Source organism: Streptomyces sp. NPDC056486 (genome assembly GCF_042795295.1).
In the GTDB taxonomy this organism is placed as follows: Bacteria; Actinomycetota; Actinomycetes; order Streptomycetales; family Streptomycetaceae; genus Streptomyces.
The window spans coordinates 16,796-36,296 of record NZ_JBHTSF010000044.1 but is presented as its reverse complement, the minus strand read 5'-3'; the positions used below and the strand labels follow the sequence as shown (position 1 = coordinate 36,296).

General features: G+C 70.7%; 18 protein-coding genes and 1 riboswitch. Of the genes, 9 read left to right on the top strand and 9 right to left on the bottom strand.

Annotation, left to right across the window (positions count from 1 at the left end; all coding sequences use genetic code 11):
* The first annotated feature begins 155 nt into the window (after positions 1-155).
* The 4 genes from ACFQ7F_RS19400 to ACFQ7F_RS19385 all read left to right on the top strand — a co-directional run bounded on the left by ACFQ7F_RS19400 (position 156) and on the right by ACFQ7F_RS19385 (position 3,606).
* Complete coding sequence (locus ACFQ7F_RS19400; protein ID WP_383271949.1) at positions 156-1,154, top strand: sugar-binding transcriptional regulator; 999 nt, start codon at positions 156-158, stop codon at positions 1,152-1,154.
* A 74-nt stretch (positions 1,155-1,228) separates the two neighbouring features.
* Positions 1,229-1,630, top strand: coding sequence for a ribonuclease domain-containing protein (locus ACFQ7F_RS19395; RefSeq protein WP_383271909.1), 402 nt, complete (start codon positions 1,229-1,231; stop codon positions 1,628-1,630).
* Positions 1,627-1,989, top strand: a complete 363-nt coding sequence (locus ACFQ7F_RS19390; RefSeq protein WP_383271907.1) for a barstar family protein — start codon at positions 1,627-1,629, stop codon at positions 1,987-1,989. The genes ACFQ7F_RS19395 and ACFQ7F_RS19390 overlap by 4 nt, the downstream gene beginning before the upstream one ends.
* A 174-nt stretch (positions 1,990-2,163) precedes the next feature.
* A complete protein-coding gene (locus ACFQ7F_RS19385) occupies positions 2,164-3,606 on the top strand; it encodes a GuaB1 family IMP dehydrogenase-related protein (RefSeq protein ID WP_383271905.1) in 1,443 nt (480 codons plus the stop codon).
* Here ACFQ7F_RS19385 and ACFQ7F_RS19380 read toward each other — a convergent pair.
* The 3 genes from ACFQ7F_RS19380 to ACFQ7F_RS19370 are packed head-to-tail and all read right to left on the bottom strand — an operon-like array spanning position 3,603 to position 6,558.
* Positions 3,603-4,613, bottom strand: coding sequence for a GDSL-type esterase/lipase family protein (locus tag ACFQ7F_RS19380; protein ID WP_383271903.1), 1,011 nt, complete (start codon positions 4,611-4,613; stop codon positions 3,603-3,605). The genes ACFQ7F_RS19385 and ACFQ7F_RS19380 overlap by 4 nt on opposite strands.
* Entirely contained in the window at positions 4,610-5,446 is an 837-nt protein-coding gene (locus tag ACFQ7F_RS19375) for an SDR family NAD(P)-dependent oxidoreductase (RefSeq protein ID WP_383271901.1), read from the bottom strand. Before ACFQ7F_RS19375 ends, ACFQ7F_RS19380 begins: the two co-directional genes overlap by 4 nt.
* Complete coding sequence (locus ACFQ7F_RS19370) at positions 5,443-6,558, bottom strand: LLM class flavin-dependent oxidoreductase (RefSeq protein ID WP_383271899.1); 1,116 nt, start codon at positions 6,556-6,558, stop codon at positions 5,443-5,445. The genes ACFQ7F_RS19375 and ACFQ7F_RS19370 overlap by 4 nt, the downstream gene beginning before the upstream one ends.
* A gap of 329 nt (positions 6,559-6,887) precedes the next feature.
* Between ACFQ7F_RS19370 and ACFQ7F_RS19365 the strand changes: the two genes are divergently transcribed.
* Positions 6,888-8,351 carry an amino acid permease gene (locus ACFQ7F_RS19365; RefSeq protein ID WP_383271897.1) on the top strand — a complete coding sequence of 488 codons (1,464 nt, stop codon included), beginning with the start codon at positions 6,888-6,890 and terminating at the stop codon, positions 8,349-8,351.
* 10 nt (positions 8,352-8,361) lie between these two features.
* The gene (locus ACFQ7F_RS19360) at positions 8,362-8,817 is read left to right on the top strand and encodes an Lrp/AsnC family transcriptional regulator (protein ID WP_351168714.1); all 456 of its coding nucleotides are present in this window, start codon (positions 8,362-8,364) and stop codon (positions 8,815-8,817) included.
* A gap of 22 nt (positions 8,818-8,839) precedes the next feature.
* Here the strand turns inward: ACFQ7F_RS19360 and ACFQ7F_RS19355 are convergent, their stop codons facing one another.
* Both ACFQ7F_RS19355 and ACFQ7F_RS19350 read right to left on the bottom strand, forming a co-directional pair.
* On the bottom strand, positions 8,840-9,415 hold the full coding sequence (locus ACFQ7F_RS19355; protein ID WP_383271894.1) for a Repetin: 576 nt from the start codon (positions 9,413-9,415) through the stop codon (positions 8,840-8,842).
* A gap of 184 nt (positions 9,416-9,599) precedes the next feature.
* Entirely contained in the window at positions 9,600-10,223 is a 624-nt protein-coding gene (locus tag ACFQ7F_RS19350) for a Repetin (protein WP_383271892.1), read from the bottom strand.
* Positions 10,224-10,557: 334 nt separating this feature from the next.
* Here ACFQ7F_RS19350 and ACFQ7F_RS19345 point away from each other — a divergent pair, with 334 nt between their 5' ends.
* Together ACFQ7F_RS19345 and ACFQ7F_RS19340 are read left to right on the top strand one after the other, a co-directional pair.
* Positions 10,558-11,346, top strand: coding sequence for a carbon-nitrogen hydrolase family protein (locus ACFQ7F_RS19345; RefSeq protein WP_383271947.1), 789 nt, complete (start codon positions 10,558-10,560; stop codon positions 11,344-11,346).
* Between the two features lie 72 nt (positions 11,347-11,418).
* Positions 11,419-13,113 (top strand): flavin monoamine oxidase family protein, encoded by a 1,695-nt coding sequence (locus ACFQ7F_RS19340; protein ID WP_383271890.1) that lies wholly within the window; start codon positions 11,419-11,421, stop codon positions 13,111-13,113.
* Positions 13,114-13,216: 103 nt separating this feature from the next.
* Here ACFQ7F_RS19340 and ACFQ7F_RS19335 read toward each other — a convergent pair whose 3' ends face one another.
* The 4 genes from ACFQ7F_RS19335 to ACFQ7F_RS19320 form a co-directional block, all read right to left on the bottom strand.
* Complete coding sequence (locus ACFQ7F_RS19335) at positions 13,217-14,149, bottom strand: LLM class F420-dependent oxidoreductase (RefSeq protein WP_383271888.1); 933 nt, start codon at positions 14,147-14,149, stop codon at positions 13,217-13,219.
* A gap of 88 nt (positions 14,150-14,237) precedes the next feature.
* Positions 14,238-14,942: a DUF5995 family protein gene (locus tag ACFQ7F_RS19330; RefSeq protein WP_383271886.1), complete on the bottom strand. Its 705-nt coding sequence runs from the start codon at positions 14,940-14,942 to the stop codon at positions 14,238-14,240.
* A 96-nt stretch (positions 14,943-15,038) separates the two neighbouring features.
* Entirely contained in the window at positions 15,039-16,484 is a 1,446-nt protein-coding gene (locus tag ACFQ7F_RS19325; protein WP_383271884.1) for a uracil-xanthine permease family protein, read from the bottom strand.
* A gap of 174 nt (positions 16,485-16,658) precedes the next feature.
* Positions 16,659-17,870, bottom strand: a complete 1,212-nt coding sequence (locus ACFQ7F_RS19320) for an MFS transporter (protein ID WP_383271882.1) — start codon at positions 17,868-17,870, stop codon at positions 16,659-16,661.
* Positions 17,871-17,967: 97 nt separating this feature from the next.
* Here ACFQ7F_RS19320 and ACFQ7F_RS19315 point away from each other — a divergent pair, with 97 nt between their 5' ends.
* Positions 17,968-19,128: an ROK family transcriptional regulator gene (locus ACFQ7F_RS19315; RefSeq protein WP_383271880.1), complete on the top strand. Its 1,161-nt coding sequence runs from the start codon at positions 17,968-17,970 to the stop codon at positions 19,126-19,128.
* Positions 19,129-19,233: 105 nt separating this feature from the next.
* A riboswitch (FMN riboswitch) is annotated at positions 19,234-19,364 on the top strand.
* Positions 19,365-19,501 lie beyond the last annotated feature (137 nt).

The window sequence follows — 19,501 nt, the reverse complement described above, 5'->3', positions numbered from 1 at the left end:
GTGCTGCGGCAATGCGCGTGAAGCCGTGGCAATGCGCGCGAAGCCGCACCAATGCGTATGAATGCGTATGCGTGTCAGTGCGTGTGAATGCGTGAACGACAGTTGCTTGAAATGACAGTGAGGAGATCGTCGTGTCGACGGGCGGCCGGTCAGCCATGCGGATGGGACCCGCGGAGCTGGTGCAGGCGGCGGCCATGGCCCGCCGCTTCTATCTCGAGGGCAAGTCCAAGATCCAGATCGCCGAGGAGTTCGGCGTCAGCCGCTTCAAGGTGGCCCGGGTCCTGGAGACGGCCCTCGAGCGCGATCTCGTACGGATCGAGATCCGTGTGCCCGCCGAGCTGGACGCGGAGCGCTCGGACGCGCTGCGCGCCCGCTACGGCCTGCGGCACGCGGTCGTCGTCGAGTCGCCCACCTCGGCCGACGAGGTCGAGGAGTCGCCCGATCCCGAGAACCTCGGCGAGGTCGCGGCCGATCTGCTCGGCGAGCTGGTCAACGAAGGCGACGTCCTCGGCCTCGCGTGGGGGCGCTCGACCATCCACATGGCGGCTGCTCTCGACCAGCTGCCGCCGTGCACCGTGGTGCAGCTGACGGGTGTGTACGACGCCGGGACCGCCGAACGCGGTTCGGTCGAGGCCGTGCGGCGTGCCGCGCAGGTCTCCGGCGGCGAGGCCCACCCCATCTACGCGCCGATGCTGCTCCCGGACCCGGCCACGGCCGCCGCGCTGCGGAACCAGACCGGGATCGCGCGGGCGTTTGAGTACTTCGACAAGGTCACCGTCGCCGCCGTCTCCATCGGCTCCTGGGAGCCCGGCATCTCCACCGTCCACGACATGCTCAGCGACGAGGAGCGCGCGCACTACGCTTCGCTGGGAGTGGCCGCGGAGATGTCCGCGCACCTCTTCGACGCCGAGGGGCGTCGGGTCGGGCGTGATCTGGGGGAGCGGTGCATCACCGTCGAGGCGGATCGGCTTCGCCGCATTCCCGAGGTCGTCGCCATTGCCGGTGGGCAGCGGAAGGCCGCCGCGATTGATGCCGTGCTGAGGTCCGGGCTTGTCACCAGCCTGGTTACGGACACGGCTGCCGCTGATCAGTTGCTGGTCAGGGGGGCTACTCCGCATCCCGCGCTGGACCGGGAGGATCCGGACGGCAGCTGAGTGGCTGCGGGTCGTGGGGGCTGGTCGCGCAGTTCCTCGCGCCCCTACCGGGGCGCTATGGCAGCATCTGTCGCATGTCGACCCGGTTCGTGCCTCGCGTGCTGGCGGCGCTCCTTGTCTGCCTCGCTGTCCTCGTCACCGGGTGTTCCTCCGCCAGCGGCGGGGACGCGGAGGCCTCAGCCCCCGCCTGGGCGCACGGCATGGACACCGTCCAGGCCGACCGGCTGCCCGCCGAGGCCCGGGGGACGTTGCGGCTCATCGCTGACGGCGGGCCCTTCCCGTACGCCAAGGACGGTTCCGTCTTCGGCAACTTCGAGGGAGAGCTGCCGAAGCAGCGGCGCGGCCACTACCGCGAGTACACCGTGCGCACCCCCGGCGAACGTGACCGGGGCGCACGGCGGATCGTCACCGGAAGCGGCGGCGAGACCTACTACACCGACGACCACTACGCGTCCTTCAAGGCGGTACTGAGATGACGTCCGAACCGCTGGCGCCGGTCCTTGCGGCCGTCCGCGCCGCCGGCCTGAGCACCGTTTCGATCGACCTGAGCGGGGTGAGCGACAAGGCGGCCTTCATGGACCGCTGCGCCCGCGCGCTAGAGCTCCCCGACTGGTTCGGGCGCAACTGGGACGCGCTCGCCGACTGCCTCACGGACCTGGGATGGGCGCCCGCCGCACCCGGCCGTCTGCTCGTCGTCACCGGCTGGCAGGAGTTCGCCGAAGCGGCGCCCCAGGAGTGGATCGTCGCCCAGGAGGTGTTCACCGACGCGGTGGCATACGCGCGAGAACGCGGGACGGGTCTGGAGATCGTCCTCGCGCTCGGCACGCACGCCTGAGCGGACGGTGACCGTCGTGGCCGGTTCTTGGAGGATCCGACCAGGGCTCTCACGCCCCGGCTGGGTGATCATCCCAGGCGGCACATCGCCCCGGACATGGGACACTGAAGTACGTGCTTTTCCCTCGGCCTAACTGTCCGGGGGCCACCTCTGATCGACTGGGATGAGCAGCACGTGCGTTTCCTCAATGACATCCAGCCTGCGTACGACCTGACGTACGACGACGTCTTCATGGTGCCGCGGCGCTCCGCCGTCGGATCGCGACAGGGTGTGGACCTCTCCGCCCCGGACGGCACCGGCACCACGATCCCGCTGGTCGTCGCGAACATGACCGCGATCGCCGGGCGCCGGATGGCCGAGACCGTCGCCCGCCGCGGCGGCCTCGTCGTGATTCCGCAGGACATTCCGATCGAGGTCGTCACCGAGGTCATCTCCTGGGTCAAGACGCGCCACCACGTCCTGGACACCCCCATCGTCCTGGCCCCCACGCAGACCGTCGCCGACGCGATCGCCCTGCTCTCCAAGCGCGCACACAACGCGGCCGTCGTCGTGGACGCCGATCAGAAGCCGCTCGGCGTCGTCACCGACACGGACCTGAACGGCGTCGACCGCTTCACCCAGATCTCCGAGGTCATGTCGAAGGACCTCGTGCTGCTCGACGCGGACATCGACCCGCGCGACGCCTTCAACAAGCTGGACGCCGCCAACCGCCGCTACGCCCCCGCCGTGGGCAAGGACGGCCGCCTCGCCGGCATCCTGACCCGTACGGGCGCCCTGCGCGCGACGCTCTACTCGCCCGCCCTCGACGCCGACGGCAAGCTGCGCATCGCCGCCGCCGTCGGCATCAACGGCGATGTCGCGACCAAGGCCAAGCAGCTCCTCGACGCGGGCGCCGACACGCTCGTCGTGGACACCGCGCACGGCCACCAGGAGTCGATGATCGCCGCGGTGAAGGCCGTGCGCGCGCTCGACCCGCAGGTGCCGATCGTCGCGGGCAACATCGTCGCCGCCGAAGGCGTACGGGACCTGATCGAGGCCGGTGCCGACATCATCAAGGTCGGTGTGGGCCCCGGTGCCATGTGCACCACGCGCATGATGACCGGCGTCGGCCGCCCGCAGTTCTCGGCGGTGCTCGAATGCGCCGCGGAGGCCGCGAAGTTCGGTAAGCACGTGTGGGCCGACGGCGGTGTCCGCCACCCCCGTGACGTGGCCATGGCGCTGGCCGCCGGTGCGTCGAACGTCATGATCGGCTCGTGGTTCGCCGGGACGTACGAGTCCCCGGGCGACCTGCAGCAGGACGCCAACGGCCGCCTCTACAAGGAGTCGTTCGGCATGGCGTCGGCGCGTGCGGTGAAGAACCGCACCAGCGAGGAGTCGGCTTACGACCGTGCCCGCAAGGCGCTCTTCGAGGAGGGCATCTCGACTTCGCGGATGTTCCTGGACCCGGAGCGGCCCGGCGTGGAGGACCTGATCGACTCGATCATCGCGGGCGTCCGTTCCTCCTGCACGTACGCCGGTGCCGGCTCGCTGGCGGAGTTCGCCGAGCGGGCCACCGTGGGTGTGCAGAGCGCCGCTGGTTACGCGGAGGGCAAGCCCCTGCACGCCAGTTGGAGCTAGGGGCTTCGCGGGGAGCTGTGCCATTCGTCCGCGGGTTTGCCGTGGCTGGTCGCGCAGTTCCCCGCGCTCCTTCGGGGCGCTGACACCACCGCCTTCGCCAGCAGCTCGTGGCCCTCGTCGCCCGGATGTACGCCGTCGACCAGGTGTCCGGCGTGCAGCAGCTCGCGGCCCGGCAGTAGATCCACTCCCGCGTCCAGTGCCGCCCGCTCCACGGCGGTCCGCAGCTCCCCGAGCGTGGCGCCCAGCGCGTTCGGTGTCGTCTCGGCGTCCGGGCGGATCACCGGGGAGACCACCAGGAGGGGAACGTCCGGGTGACCCCGACGCACCAGGGCCAGGAACGCCCGCGCCGTCTCGTACAGCAGCCCCGCCGAATGCGGCGTACGTGACCAGCAGTTCGTGCCGAAGGCGACGGTGAGCAAGTCGGCTTCCAGTGAGGCGAGTTGCTCGGCCGACGCCAGTTCTCCGCGCGCCGCGCCCGCGTATCCGAGATTCACCGACTCCACGCCGAGAGCCCGTCCCGCAAGGGCGGGCCACGCCAGATGGGGCCGTGAGACCGACCAGCCCTCCGCGATCGAGTCACCGTGGACGAGCCAGCGCGGTCGGCGGGCGGCAGGCGTCAGGGTGCCGTCGACCGGGCGAACGCCGTGCAGGACGGGCCGGAGCGCCTCCGGCAGGTGCAGGGTGAACTCGCCGTCGGGATAAGGGAGATGGACCAGCACCCGGTGCTCGCCCGGCGGCGGTGCGGGGGTGTCGATGGCGTCCTCGCCGGCGAGCAGCGTGAACATCGCGGGCGCGTCGCGGTACGAGTCCGCAGCTGACGGGGGAGAAGCGGTGTACGCGATCTCCACGGCGCTCACCCCGCACGCGGTGAACTCAAGCCGCACCCCGGCCGGTAGGCCCGCCCGCTCCCACGTGTCCCCGGGCAGCCGCTCCCGGTCGGCCGGGTCGGCACGCACCGCCCGGCCGTCCTCGGTCCACCAGGCCGCGCCGCGCACGAACTCCCTCACCGCGCACCCCCGATGGTCGGATACGGGAACTTCACGCCGACCCCGCCGTCCACGACGAGCGTCTGGCCGGTCACGTAGGAGGAGAGCGGCAAGGCGAAGAAGAGCAGGGCCGATGCGATGTCCGAGGTCTCGGCCACCCGGTCGAGCGGGGCGTTGCGGGCGTTCCGCGCGCGGCCCTCTTCGCCGATCAGGCCCGCCACCCGTGGCGTCCAGACGACACCGGGCGCCACCGCGTTCACCCGTACCCCGCGCGGGCCGTACTCCACCGCCGCCGAGCGGACCAGGGAGATCAGGCCCGCCTTGGCCGCGCCGTAAGCGGCGTGCAGGGGCGCTGCCGTCAGGCCCGACACCGACGCCACGAAGACCAGGGGGCCGCCGCCCGCGTCGGCGAGCGCCTCGCCGCCGTACTGGACCGCGAGCCAGGCGTGCCGCAGGACGAGGGAGAAGTGCCAGTCCCAGGACGCGTCGTCAAGCTCGTCAAGCGGCGCGTAGCGGGCCATGCCGACGATGTCGACGACACCGCCTATCGGGCCCAACTCCCGGCGCGCGTGCGCGAAGAGTTCCCGCATCTCTTCGCGGCGCGTCACGTCGGCGACGTACGCGATGCCGCCCGTCTCGGCCGCGACGGCTTCGGCGCGGCCCTTGTCGAGATCCACGCACAGGACCCGCGCGCCCGCAGCCGTGAGCGCGTGCGCCGTCTGGCGGCCGATGCCGTTGCCCGCGCCGAGCAGGACGAAGGTGCGGTAGTCCAGGCGGTGCAGGGCGGCGTAGTCGGGGACGGGCGATGCGTCGAGAGGCTCGCTCACGGCGTCGCCCGCCGAAAGCTCACTCACGGTGTCGCCCGCCGGGGCCGGTACGACGCCAGCTCCGGGATGACTTCCTTGCCCAGGATCTCGATCGTGCGCAGGATCTCCTGGTGCTCCAGATAGCCCCACTGGACGTAGCAGATGAGCTGGTCGATGCCGAGGTCGGCGTAGCGCTTTGCCTTGCGGACGATGGTCTCCGCGTCACCGATCAGGATCATGTCGCCGTCGTTGAACTCCTCGACGGGGACGTTCCCTTCGATGATCGGGGTGAGGAACGGGAAGGTCCGTTCGCGCTCGTCGGGGGTCAGGTGAGGCAGCTCCCAGTCGAGCGTGAACTGGGCCAGGTTGCGGTACCACCAGGCCACCGAGTCCCAGACCCGCCGCGAAGGCCGGTCCGCCACGTGCACCAGCGTGTACGCGCTGACGCGGTCCGTGGTGACGTCCGTGATCGGGGCGGGTGTGCTCGCCGCCGCGCGGTAGGCGGCGACCTGGCGGGCCATCGCGTCCAGCGGCTGCATGATCGAGAAGGAGAGCAGACCGAGGCCCGCCGCGCCCGCGACCTCCGCCGAACCGGGGGATGTGGCCGCCATCCAGCACGGCGGGTGCGGGTCCTGGACCGGCTTGGGCGTGACCATCCGCCGGGGGAAGGTGAAGCGCTCCGACTCGTAGGCGAAGTACTCCTCGCGCCACATGCCCGTCACGATCTCGATCGCCTCGCGCCAGTCGGACCGCGACTGCTCGCGGTCGACGCCGAAGGCCGTCTGCTCCATGGGGGTCGACCGCCCCGTGCCCCACTCCACACGCCCGTCCGAGAGCACGTCCACCGCCGCCACCTTCTCCGCGATCCGCTGCGGGGGAGTGAAGCCGAAGGGGGTGAGCGTGACGCCGAAGCCGAGGCGTATCCGCTCGGTGAGCGCCGCGAGATGCCCGAGAAGGACCTCGGGCGCGGGGCAGTGCGAGCGGCCCTCGCGGAAGTGGTGCTCCACGGCCCACACCGTGCGGAAGCCGACCCGGTCCGCGAGCCGGATCTGCTCCACGGCCTCGCGGTAGGCGCGCTGCTCGGCGGTGCGCTGGCCGTGGGGGTGGGGTCCGTTCCAGGGCTTCGGTACGTCGATCTCGTACAGCACATCGAGGTCCATGGCCTGCTGCCTCCCTCTCGACCCGGGTGCGCGATCGGCTCGACCGGGGTGCACGATGAGGCAGATCTGACGAAGTGTCAACCACTTCCCCGGCGCCTCGGCACGCAACGGACGAATCGGACCGCGCAACGAAGACCCGCGGGGAGGCGAAGTACGCAACGATCATGCGGGGCCGCGCAAGGTTGCTGCATTACGTACGTGAAGCGCGCCTCATAGAGTCATCCGCTGTACGTGGTGTGGCAGGGTCCGCATGCTCGGCGGTCCCCGACCATGCGTGGGAGCTGCCGCGGGCCCCGCCGCCCTGACCGGCAGCGATGAAGGAGCCACGCGTGCTCGACCAAGGCGCACCCCCGCAAGACCACCCAAACCCCTCGGGGGCCAGGGGGCTCGGCGGTCGCTTGATGCGGCGCAAGCCGGTGGAACTCCTGGTCGCGGAGGGTGGTCAGGGTGAAGGCGGCTCGCTGCGGCGCTCCCTCGGCATGTGGCAGCTGACCATGATCAGCATCGGTGCCACGCTCGGCACCGGCATCTTCGTCGTCCTCGGCGAGAGCGTCCCGAAGGCCGGGCCGGCCGTGACGATCTCCTTCGTGATCGCCGGTCTCACCGCGCTCTTCTCCGCGCTCTCCTACGCCGAGCTTGCGGGTTCCATACCGGTCGCCGGATCCTCGTATTCGTACGCGTACGCAACGATGGGTGAACTCGTCGCCTGGGTCTGCGGATGGTGCCTGGTCCTGGAGTACGGCGTTTCTGTCGCGGCGGTCGCCGTCGGCTGGGGCGAGTACCTCAACGAGCTGCTCGACGGAACGATCGGTGTCACCATCCCGGACGTGCTCTCATCGGCACCCGGTGAGGGCGGCGTCATCAACCTGCCCGGCCTGATCGTCGTGCTGCTCGCCATGGTGTTCCTGCTCGGCGGCGCCAAGGAATCGGCGACGGCCAACACGATCATGGTCATCGTGAAGATCGCCGCACTCGTGCTCTTCTGCACCATCGGTTTCATGGGCTTCAAGTCCGGCAACTACTCGGACTTCATGCCGCTCGGCACGGCGGGCGTCAGCGCCGCCGCCGCGAGCCTCTTCTTCTCGTACATCGGCTTCGACGCCGCCTCCACCGCCGGTGAGGAAGCGAAGAACCCGCAGCGCGACCTGCCCCGCGCGATCATGCTCTCGCTGGTCATCGTCACGGCCCTCTACGTCCTGGTCGCGGCCGTCGCCGTCGGCGCCTGGAACTGGAAGGACTTCGAGGGCTCGGAGGCCACGCTCGCCGCGATCATGAACGACGTCACCGGGCAGGGCATGTGGGGCACGATCCTCGCCGCCGGCGCGGTCATCTCCATCGCGTCCGTCGTCCTGACCGTCCTCTACGGCCAGACCCGCGTCCTGTTCGCCATGTCCCGCGACGGCCTGGTCCCCAAGGTGTTCGGCAAGGTCAGCAAGAAGACGGGCACGCCCCGCGTGAACACCGTCATCGTGTCGCTGTTCTGCGCCGCGCTCGCCTCCGTCATCCCGCTCGGCAAGCTCGTCGACGCCACCAGCATCGGTACGCTCTTCGCCTTCGGCCTGGTCAACATCGCGGTGATCGTGCTGCGCCGGACGCGCCCGGACATGCCGCGCACTTTCCGGGTGCCGCTGGGCTGGCTGTTCCCCGTGCTCGGCTTCGGCTTCTGCGCGTACAACATGTTCAGCCTCGACTCCATCACCTGGATCGTCTTCGGTGTCTGGATGGCCGTCGGCCTCGTGTTCTACTTCTTTTACGGCATGAGCCGCTCCCGATTGGCCTCCGCAGAGAAGTGATCCACCCCCAGTGCGACTGAACGATCTCGACGAACGCATCGTGCACGCCCTCGCCGAGGACGCCCGCCGTTCCTACGCCGACATCGGCCAGCTGGTCGGGCTCTCCGCGCCCGCCGTCAAGCGGCGCGTGGACCGGCTCCGCGAGACCGGCGCCATCACGGGATTCACCGTGCGGGTCGACCCGGCCGCGCTCGGCTGGGAGACCGAGGGGTTCATCGAGATCTACTGCCGCCGCAACACCTCGCCGGAGGCGATCCGGCGGGGTCTGGAGAGGTATCCGGAGATCGCGTCCGCGTCCACCGTCACCGGTGACGCGGACGCGGTCGTCCAGGTCTTCGCCGCCGACATGCGGCACTTCGAGCGGGTGCTCGAGCGGATCGCGGGCGAGCACTTCGTGGAACGGACGAAGTCCGTGCTCGTGCTTTCGCCTTTGATGCGGCGATTCTCGTCCGGGGCGCCCGCGTAGCGCCTCTGCCGCGGGTCGGGCGCTACTTCATCGGCAGTACGTGGAGATCGCCGCTGCCCGGCTTGGTCTTGTCGAACGGGGCCGCGCTCACGCACTTGGGCATGTCGTCCGGCAGATCGTTCGGGATGCCGACCATGGCCCAGCTGTAGCCGAAGCGGTCCTGCTTGCCCTTGCCCTGGTCGTGGACCGTCAGGCCGAGGCGCTTGCCGACCGCCCCTTTGAGGCCGCCGTCCGCCTTCGTGACGACCGCAGACACCGTGGCGACCTTTCCGCCGGTCAGCAGGCAGTCCACGCGGGCCTCGGCGGAGCCGCCGAACTTGGGCTTCTCCATGTAGTGGCTGAGTTTGATCGTGCCGTGGGCCTTCCCCGGGTCGTTCTTGTCCGCCGCGTCCAGATGGGCGTCGATGGTGATGGTGGCGTTGTCGCCGGGGGGCCGGTCCAGCTTGGCGGTTCCGGTCAGGGCTGCGGCCTCGCGCCCGGGGTGCGGGGCGTCCGAAGCGGTCGTGTCCGACGCGGTCGCGGAGCCCGCGACTCCGGCGAGCGCGAGGAGCGTGGCGCCTACGGCGACGACTCGGATGAGGGTGGAGCGGCGGTGCATGTGAAGCCCCCGTCTGACTGTGGTCGGCCCGGTCCTTCCGGGCGTGATCCACACTCCCGTGGACCGGTGCCCGTCGCATCGCGCGCAAGGTGGTGACCGGCTCCGCCGTGCGGCGGGGGACAGCTGGTCCGTGAGGTGGAGATGCCGGGCCCGCCCGACCCCCGTACGGGCGAGCCCCGGCGCGTCAGCCGGTCGGGTACGTGAGGTGCCAGGGCTTGACGTGGAAGTCGCCGGTGCCCTTCTTGACCTTCTCGAAGGGGGCCGAGCTCGTGCACTTCGGCAGCTTCTTGGTCCCGTCGGGGCCGCCCACCGCGGCCCAGCTGTAGCCCACGCGGTCGTGCTTGCCCTGGTCGTGGACGCTGAAGCCGACGCGGCCGCCCTTGATGTCCTTGAGGTTGGTGGCGGTGATGATGCCGGTGGCCGTGGCGACCTTGCCGCCCGTCATCAGGCAGTCGATGCGGCCCTTCGCCCAGCCGCCCTTGCCGCCCGGCTTGTCGAGGTGGACGAAGCGGAAGGTGCCGGTCGCCTTGTCCGGGCGCATGTTGTGGCGCTGCGGGAGGTGGGCGTCGAAGGTGAACGTCACGTCCTCGGTGGTCTTGCGGTACAGCTTCGCGGTGCCGGTGAGCGTGGCGGCCTCGCGCTTCTGTGCGTGCGGGCGGGCCTCGGCGGCCCGGCGCGCGCCGCCGCCGTCGCCGTCGTCGTCGTCGGAGGCGACGGCCGCTCCCGCGGCTCCGGCGCAGATCAGCAGGGCGGTTCCGATGGCGATCACGCGGCTGCGAGCGGTCCGGGTGCTTGTGTTGCGGCTCACGGGGAGCCTCCGTCCGAAGTGCCGTTCACCCGGTCCTTCCGGGTGAGATCACGCTCCCGCGGCAGGGGGTCCCGGCACGTCCGGCCACGGGCGGCAATCCGCCTCCGCCGCGCGGCGGGGGACACCCCCGCGCACCGTGCGCCATGCGGTGGACATCACTACGACCCCGGTCCCATGCCGCCACGCAACGAATCGCCGATCAGGGCCTCACACGCGCAACAGATCGAGCAGTAGCCCGCAACGCTCGCGCCTTGTCGGGCGAGGGCTGCCGACCGTAGCGTCTAAACGATCCCCACCAGCCCCTTCGTACGCCCCGAGGTCCGTCATGCCCCCGCTGCGCACCGCCCTGCTCCAGAGCTCGGGCCGCCCCGGCTCCGTCGCCGCCAATCTCAAGGCGCTCGACGAGTCCGCCGCCCGTGCCGCCGAGGCGGGCGCGGGCCTTCTGGTGGCGCCCGAGATGTACCTCACCGGGTACGCCATCGGCGACGACGTGCCGCGTCTGGCCGAGGCCGCCGACGGGGCATCGGCCGCCGCGATCGCCGAGAGCGCCGTACGACACGGCGTCGCGATCGCCTACGGCTACCCGGAGCGGGACGGCGAGCAGGTCTTCAACTCCGTCCAGCTGATCGGCACCGACGGCACGCGCCTGGCGAACTACCGCAAGACCCACCTCTTCGGCTGCTTCGAGCGCGACTCCTTCACCCCCGGTGAACAGGCCGTCGTCCAGGCCGAGTTGGGCGGTCTGCGGATCGGCCTGATGATCTGCTACGACGTGGAGTTCCCGGAGAACGTCCGCGCGCACGCCCTCGCGGGCACCGACCTGCTGCTCGTGCCCACGGCCCAGATGCACCCCTTCCAGTTCGTCGCCGAGTCCGTCGTTCCGGTGCGGGCCTTCGAGAACCAGATGTACGTCGCCTACGTCAACCGGGTCGGCAAGGAAGGGGAGTTCGAGTTCGTCGGGCTCTCCACACTCGCAGGGCCCGACGGAGTCGCGCGCACCCGCGCCGGGCGGGACGAGCAGCTGGTGTTCGCCGACGCGGACCCGGCCTTCCTCGCCGCGTCGCGCGAGGCCAACCCCTATCTGCGCGACCGACGCCCGGATCTGTACGCGTCCCTGAGCTGAATCTCCCGAGCCTCCCTCTCCCGAGCCTCCCCCTTCTTCTGTTCTGCCGTTCCCGCAAGGAGTCCGTACCCCATGACGTCCACGGTGCCCAACGCCGTCCAGCACACCGACGCGCAGCCTCCGATCACCATGTTCGGTCCGGACTTCCCGTACGCGTACGACGATTTCCTCGCGCACCCGGCGGGCCTGGGCCAGATACCCGCGACCGAGCACGGCACGGAGGTCGCGGTCATCGGCGGTGGCCTGTCCGGCATCGTGGCGGCGTACGAACTGATGAAGATGGGCCTCAAGCCCGTCGTCTACGAGGCCGACCAGATCGGTGGCCGCCTGCGCACCGTCGGCTTCGACGGCTGTGACGGCGATCTGACCGCCGAGATGGGCGCGATGCGCTTCCCGCCGTCCTCGACGGCGCTGCAGCACTACATCGACCTGGTGGGCCTCAAGACCCAGCCGTTCCCCAACCCCCTCGCGGAGTCGACCCCCTCGACGGTCGTCGACCTCAAGGGCGAGTCCCACTACGCGACGTCCGTCGACGACCTTCCCCAGGTCTACCGCGACGTGATGAACGCCTGGAACTCCTGTCTGGAGGAGGGCGCCGACTTCTCCGACATGAACCGCGCCCTGCGCGAGCGCGACGTACCGAAGATCCGTGAGATCTGGTCGAAGCTCGTCGAGAAGCTCGACAACCAGACCTTCTACGGCTTCCTCTGCGAGTCCGAGGCATTCAAGTCCTTCAGGCACCGCGAGATCTTCGGCCAGGTCGGCTTCGGCACGGGCGGCTGGGACACCGACTTCCCGAACTCCATCCTGGAGATCCTGCGCGTCGTCTACACCGAGGCCGACGACCACCACCGCGGCATCGTCGGCGGCAGCCAGCAGCTTCCGCTGCGGATGTGGGACCGCGAGCCGCAGAAGATCGTGCACTGGGGGCTCGGCACGTCCCTGAGCTCGCTGCACGAGGGCGGGGTGCCGAAGCCCGCCGTGACCCGGCTCGACCGCACCGCGGGCAACCGCGTCACCGTCACCGACGCGTCGGGCGACATCCGCACGTACCAGGCGGCGATCTTCACCGCCCAGTCCTGGATGCTGCTCTCCAAGATCGCGTGTGACGACACGCTCTTCCCCATCGACCACTGGACGGCGATGGAGCGGACCCACTACATGGAGTCCTCCAAGCTCTTCGTGCCCGTGGACCGGCCGTTCTGGCTGGACAAGGACGAGGAGACGGGCCGTGACGTCATGTCGATGACGCTCACCGACCGGATGACGCGCGGTACCTACCTGCTCGACGACGGGCCGGACAAGCCCGCCGTCATCTGCCTCTCCTACACCTGGTGCGACGACAGCCTGAAGTGGCTGCCGCTCTCGGCGAACGAGCGCATGGAGGTCATGCTCAAGTCGCTCGGCGAGATCTATCCCAAGGTCGACATCCGCAAGCACATCATCGGTAACCCGGTGACGGTGTCGTGGGAGAACGAGCCCTACTTCATGGGCGCCTTCAAGGCGAACCTGCCCGGCCACTACCGCTACCAGCGGCGCCTGTTCACGCACTTCATGCAGGGCTCGTTGCCCGAGGACAAGCGGGGGATCTTCCTCGCCGGTGACGACATCTCCTGGACGGCCGGGTGGGCCGAGGGCGCCGTGACGACCGCGCTGAACGCCGTGTGGGGCGTCATGCACCACCTTGGCGGGGCCACGGACGGGACGAACCCCGGGCCCGGCGATGTGTACGACGAGATTGCTCCCGTCGAGCTGCCGGAGGACTGACAGGCGGCGCCGTCTTGCCTGGGGCGCGTGGGAATCTGACCGGCCGTTGTGGCTGGTCGCGCAGTTCCCCGCGCCCCTTCGGGCGCTCCCATCGGCCCGGGTCTTACACCCCTGCTGCCCTCGCCGCCTCGTACACCTCGGCCGCCAGGTCCTTCAGTTCCTCCGCGTCCCGCGTGCTGCCCGCGAGTTCGATGAGGATCTCCTCCACGGCGCCCGTCGAGGCGTGTGCCTCGAGGTCCTCGATGATCTGCGCGACGTTGCCCTGGAACGGGGAGCGCTTCTCGCCCTCGTACGCGGTCGGCGTGTACCGGGCGTTGACCCGCAGGACGCTCTGGACCGGGGCCGTACGCCCCCGCTCGGCGGCCAGTTCCTTCAGAGCCTGCGCCTGCTCGGCCAGCTTCTCGGCGCCCATGCCGACCGGCATCCAGCCGTCGGCGCGGTCGACGAGCCTGCGCAGGGCGCGCGGGCTGTTGGCGGGCAGCAGGATCGGGATGGGGCGTGCGGGCTTGGGGCCGACCACGGAGGGCGCGATCGTGGTCAGCTCCCCTTCGTACGAGACCGGGTCCGGGCCCCAGACCGCGTGGCAGACGTCGATCAGCTCGTCCAGGACCTTGCCGCGCTTCTCGAAGGGGGCCACCCCCGCGGCCGCGTACTCGTCGTGCGACCAGCCGGTGCCGAGACCGGCGACGACACGGCCGCCGCTCGCCGCGTCCAATGTGGCGAGCGAGCGCGCCAGTTGGAACGGCACGTGCAGCGGGGCGATCAGGACGCTGGTGCCAAGGCGCGCCCGCTCGGTGGCCGCGGCTGCCAGGGTCAGGGTGATCAGCGGGTCGGGCACCGAGCGGTACGTGTCGGGCCAGGGCAGGCCCTCGATGCCGTAAAGACCCTGCGTCGCGGGCTCGGGGAACAGGACGCGTTCATAGACCCACAGGCTCTCGTACCCGATCTCCTCGGCTGCGCGGGCCACCGCCGGGACGTCACGTCCGATGCTGTACTGCCGGCCCTGCGGGAGGCTGAGTCCGAGTCGTGTGGCCATGCTTGTGCTCCTTCGCATCCGGGGTCACTTATTTCAACGTACAAGGATCGCTGGGTAGTTACCCGGGTGTGGGCGCCGAGTGGCCGGATCAGTCCGGCAGGGGCGTGAGCAGCATCCGGCCCACGAGGCCGACCGCTCCGTCCAGGCGGTCACGGAACTTCTCGGCGACGGAGGGCAGTTCGTGCAGGGCCCGCATCGCGAGCGCCGTCGCCCACGCGCTGTCCCTGGCCCGCTCCAGACTCCAGGAGCCGAGCAGATGGGTGAGCGGGTCGGCGACCTGGAAGAGGTCGGGGCCCGGCATCAGATCTTCGCGGATGCGCTCCTCGAGCGAGACGAGAATGTCGCCCACGCGCTCGAACTCGTCCTCCAGGTCGGCCGGTTCGCAGCCGAGCGCACGACAGGTGTCCACGACGGCCAGCGGTAGGTCGTGCCCGATGTGTGCGTTGATGCCCGCGAGCGCGAACTGCAGGGGACGTACGCCGGGATGGCGCCGGAGCTCGAACAGCGGCCGCCAGCAGGCGGGCGGTCTGCGGTCGGCGGCCACGGTGTCGACCGCCGTCAGATAGCGCTCGGCGAACAGGACGTCCAGCGTGATCGCGGCTCCGGCGTCCGGGAAGCGGCCGCTTTCGACATGCAGGGCGACCTCTTCGGTGACCGAGAGATAGACCCGGTTGAAGACCCCGACCCCGTCCCCCGAGGGGAAGCCTGCGCCCAGCGCGCGCATCCGCGTCACCACGCCGTCAACCCCGTGTGCCGAGCCTGTGAACTCCGCGAACCGCTCCAACTGCGCCATGGTGGCAGGTTCCCAGCCCTGGGCCGGACCGCGTGCCGCCGCACCGGCTGCTTCCCCAGAACGAGGGAACGGCGATCGTGTGTGCCCCTGAGGGGGCTACGACGTGGCGCGCGGCTGAGATCCGTCGGCGCCCGCTTCCGGGCCCTCCTCGGGGGCTTCGTCGGCTTCGTCGGCTTCGTCGTACGAGGACGTGCCCGAATCGAGGAGCGGTTCCTGCGACTTGAGGTGCGGCGGGGCGAAGGCGCGAAGTACGTGATAGCCCGTGATCACGACGATCGTGCCGAGCGCGATGCCACTCAGCTCGAAGTTGTCCGTGATCTTCAGCGAGACGCCGCCGACGCCGATGATGATGCCCGCCGCGGCCGGGACCAGGTTCAGCGGATTGCGCAGGTCCACCCCTGCGCTGATCCAGATCTGGGCGCCGAGCAGGCCGATCATGCCGTAGAGGATGACGGTGATGCCGCCGAGCACGCCGCCCGGGATGGCCGCCACGACCGCGCCGAACTTGGGGCAGAGGCCGAAGAGCAGGGCGAAGCACGCGGCTGCCCAGTACGCGGCCGTGGAGTAGACGCGGGTCGCCGCCATCACGCCGATGTTCTCGGAGTACGTCGTGTTGGGCGGGCCGCCCACCGCCGTGGAGAGCATGGACGCGGCGCCGTCGGCGGAGATCGCCGTGCCGAGCTTGTCGTCCAGGTTGTCGCCGGTCATCTCGCCGACCGCCTTGACGTGCCCGGCGTTCTCCGCGACCAGCGCGATCACGACGGGCAGCGCGACGAGGATCGCCGACCACTCGAAGCTCGGCGCGTGGAAGGACGGCAGGCCGATCCAGTCGGCGTTGCCGACAGCGGAGAGGTCCAGGCGCCAGTGGTCGACGACCTTGCCCGAGCCGTCCGCCGAGTGGATCTTGCCGAAGGTCAGGTCGAGGACCCAGGACAGGGCGTAGCCGAAGATCAGACCCAGGAAGATCGCGACGCGCGACCAGAATCCGCGCAGGCACACCACGGCCAAACCGGTGAACAGCATCACCAGGAGCGCCGTCCACTGGTCCTGCGGCCAGTACGTGGAGGCGGTGACCGGCGCCAGGTTGAAGCCGATCAGCATGACGACGGCGCCGGTGACGATCGGCGGCATCGCGGCATGGATGATCCGCGCCCCGAACTTCTGGACGGCGAGGCCCACCAGGAACAGCGCGGCGCCGACCACGAAGACCGCGCCCGTCACCGTCGCGGAGGAGCCGCCCTGCGCGCGGATGACGGCGGCCACGCCCACGAAGGAGAGCGAACAGCCCAGATAGCTGGGCACCCGGCCGCGCGTGGCGAGCAGGAAGATGACGGTCGCGACACCCGACATCATGATCGCCAGGTTGGGGTCGAGGCCCATCAGGACGGGCGCCACGAAGGACGCGCCGAACATGGCGACCACGTGCTGGGCGCCGAGCCCGAAGGTCCGCGGCCACGAGAGCCGCTCGTCGGGACGGACGACTGCTCCGGGCGCCGGGGTGCGCCCGTCGCCGTGCAGTCTCCAGCGCACGCCGAGATCCATGGTTCTGTTCCGCCTTCTGTGCGCCGAGCTGTGGGTATGACCCGTGACTGGGACTGACCCGTGACCGGGACTGACCCGTGTCCGGGAATGGCCCGTGAGAATGACCTGAAAGATCAGCGCAATGTTAGTGCCGCATAAGTTCGGCTACCCGTCGGGGCGGACGCGGCGGCGGGCTCAGGGGCGCGGGCCGGGCGCCGCCGCATCCGCGGGGCTTGCCGCGGCGGCCTTGCGGCCGTCCGTGCGCAGGACTCCCGCGAACACCGCGAGCCCGCAGGCGAGCACCGTCACCAGGCCGAAGGAGACCACCAGGCTCGTCGCGTCGGCGAGCGTGCCGATCGCGGACGGGGCGATGAGGCCCGATGTGTACGTGATGGTGGCGACGCCCGCGATGGCCTGGCTCGGATTCGGGCCGCTGCGCCCGGCCGCGGCGAACGCGAGGGGCACCACGACCGCGATGCCGAGCCCGAGCATCGCGAATCCGCACATGGCGATCGCCGGATGCGGGGCCACCACCACGAGAAGCCCGCCGAGCGCCGCGACCACGCCGCCCACGCGCACCGTGCGGACCGAGCCGAAGCGGTCCACCACCGCGTCGCCCGCGAGCCGCGCGATCGCCATGGTGAGCGTGAATCCGGTGGTGGACGCGGCGGCGACACCGGCCGACGTGTCCAGGACGTCCCGCAGATAGACCGCCGACCAGTCCAGGCTCGCGCCCTCGGCGAAGACCGCGCAGAAGCCGACCGCACCGATCAGAAGCGCCGACTTGGGCGGCAGCGAGAACCGCGGCGGCGCCACTTCCTCCGGTGCCGCCTGCAGATCGAGCACGCCCTGGCAGGCGACGAGGCCGATCGCGGTGAGCGCCACGGCGGCGAGCGTGTGGTGCAGGCGGGCGTCAGCGCCCAGGTGGGCGGCGACCGTGCCGGCCGCGGAGCCGATGAGGGCGCCGACGCTCCACATGCCGTGCAGGCCCGACATGATCGACTTCTTCATGCGGGTCTCGACCTCGACGCCGAGGGCGTTCATCGCCACGTCCGACATGCCCGCCGTCGCGCCGTACACGAACAGGGCGATGCAGAGCGTGAGCAGATTCGGCGCGAGCGAGGGCAGGATCAGGGCCATCGTCCACAGGGCGAGAAGCCCGCGCAGCGCCGTCCGGGCGCCGAACCGGTGGCTGACCCAGCCCGCGAGCGGCATCGCGAGGGAGGCGCCGATCGCGGGGAAGGCGAGGGCGAGGCCGAGGAGCCCCGCGCTGAGCCCCGCGTGCTCCTGGATCCAGGGCACGCGTGTCGCGAAGGAGCCGGTGACGGCGCCGTGCACGCAGAAAACTGCGGCCACGGCGTACCGCGCCCGCTTCAACTGCCTTGCGTCAAGGACCACTTCACTCATCGATGCTCCGCCCCTCCCGAGGTACCGTCCCGCTACGGCGACGTAAACTATCAGGAACCCTGCCTGATAGTTAGCAGGTTTATGGAAGGATCCCGGCATGCCCGCATCACCGAGCACCGCCCGGGCCATCAACGACCGGCTCGCCCTGGGGCTTCTGCAGCGCGAAGGCCCGCTGACGGCCAACCAGTTGAAGCAGCTCACCGGCCTGTCCAGGCCCTCGGTCGCCGACCTGGTCGAGCGCCTCCAGGGCTCCGGCCTGATCGCGGTCGTGGGGGAGGCGGGTGCCCAGCGCCGGGGGCCCAACGCCCGGCTGTACGGGATCGTCGCCGACCGGGCTCACCTCGCCGCGCTCGACGTACGCACCGACGGCGTCTCCGTGGTCGTCACCGATCTGCTCGGCGCGGTGCTCGCCGAGGCCTCCGCGCCCATCGGCGGTGACACCGGCACCGGGCCCGCCGTCGAGCAGGCCGTGGCCCTCGTCGAGCGCACCGCACGGGACGGCGGCGTCCGGCGGCTGCACACCGTGGGGATCGGCGCGCCCGGCCTCATCGACCCCGCCACCGGGGAACTGCGCGACACCACCTCGCTGCCCGCCTGGCACCGCGGTCTAGCGGGCGCCCTGCAGGAGCGGCTCCCGGCGCGCGTGCTCGTGGAGAACGAGACCAACCTCGCCGCCCGCGCCGAACAGCGCGACGGCGCCGCCCACGACCGCGACACCTTCGTGCTCCTCTGGCTCGGCGAAGGAGTCGGCGCCGCCGTCGTGCTCGACGGGAAGCTGCGCCGCGGGGCGTCGGGCGGTGCGGGGGAGATCGGCTTCCTGCCGGTGCCCGGCACGGCCATGCTGCCGTCCGCCACCGCCTGCGAGGGCGGCCTCCACTCGCTGGTCGGCGCCGCCGCGCTCCGTGAGCTCGGCGCCGAGCACGGGATCCTGGAGCCGGGCGCGAGCGCCGCGGACGTGGTTCGCGGCGCCGTCGAGACCGGCCATGAGGCCTACCTCGACGCGGTCGCCGACCGGATCGCCGTCGGCGCCGCTGCCATGGCCGCGATCCTGGACCCCGGCTGTGTGGTCCTGGGCGGCGAGGTGGGCCGCGCGGGCACAGATGTGCTCGCCGCCCGCGTGATGAAGCGCGTCAGCGCGATGTCGCCGCTGTGCACAGAGATCAGGGCGAGCCCTCTTGGAGGCTCCGCCGTGCTGCGGGGCGCGCTGCTCGCCGCCAGGGATGCGGCACAGGACGAGCTTTTCGGGCCACGCCACTGATCACGCCACTGGCCGGACCGCTGTCCCGGCCGCTGTGAGCCAGGCCACAGGGGCTCGCCCGCATGGGCGTCGATCAGGCGTGGCAGACTGGCTCTGTACCAAAAGCAGCGCACTCCGGGGTCGGTGTAATTCCGAACCGGCGGTTATAGTCCGCGACCCGACCGCTTCCAGCGGCCGGTTGACCAGGTGAAATTCCTGGACCGACGGTGAAAGTCCGGATGGGAGGCAGTGCGCGGCGGGCGGGCATTCGTGCACGTCGCCGAGTGGCTTGTTTTTGGGATACCCGGTATCCGGGTTCCCCAGGGAGAGGTCTTGTTCCGGCGTCGCTCCCGGTGTCGCAGTCCGTACATTCTGTCGTCATCGACAGGCCCCG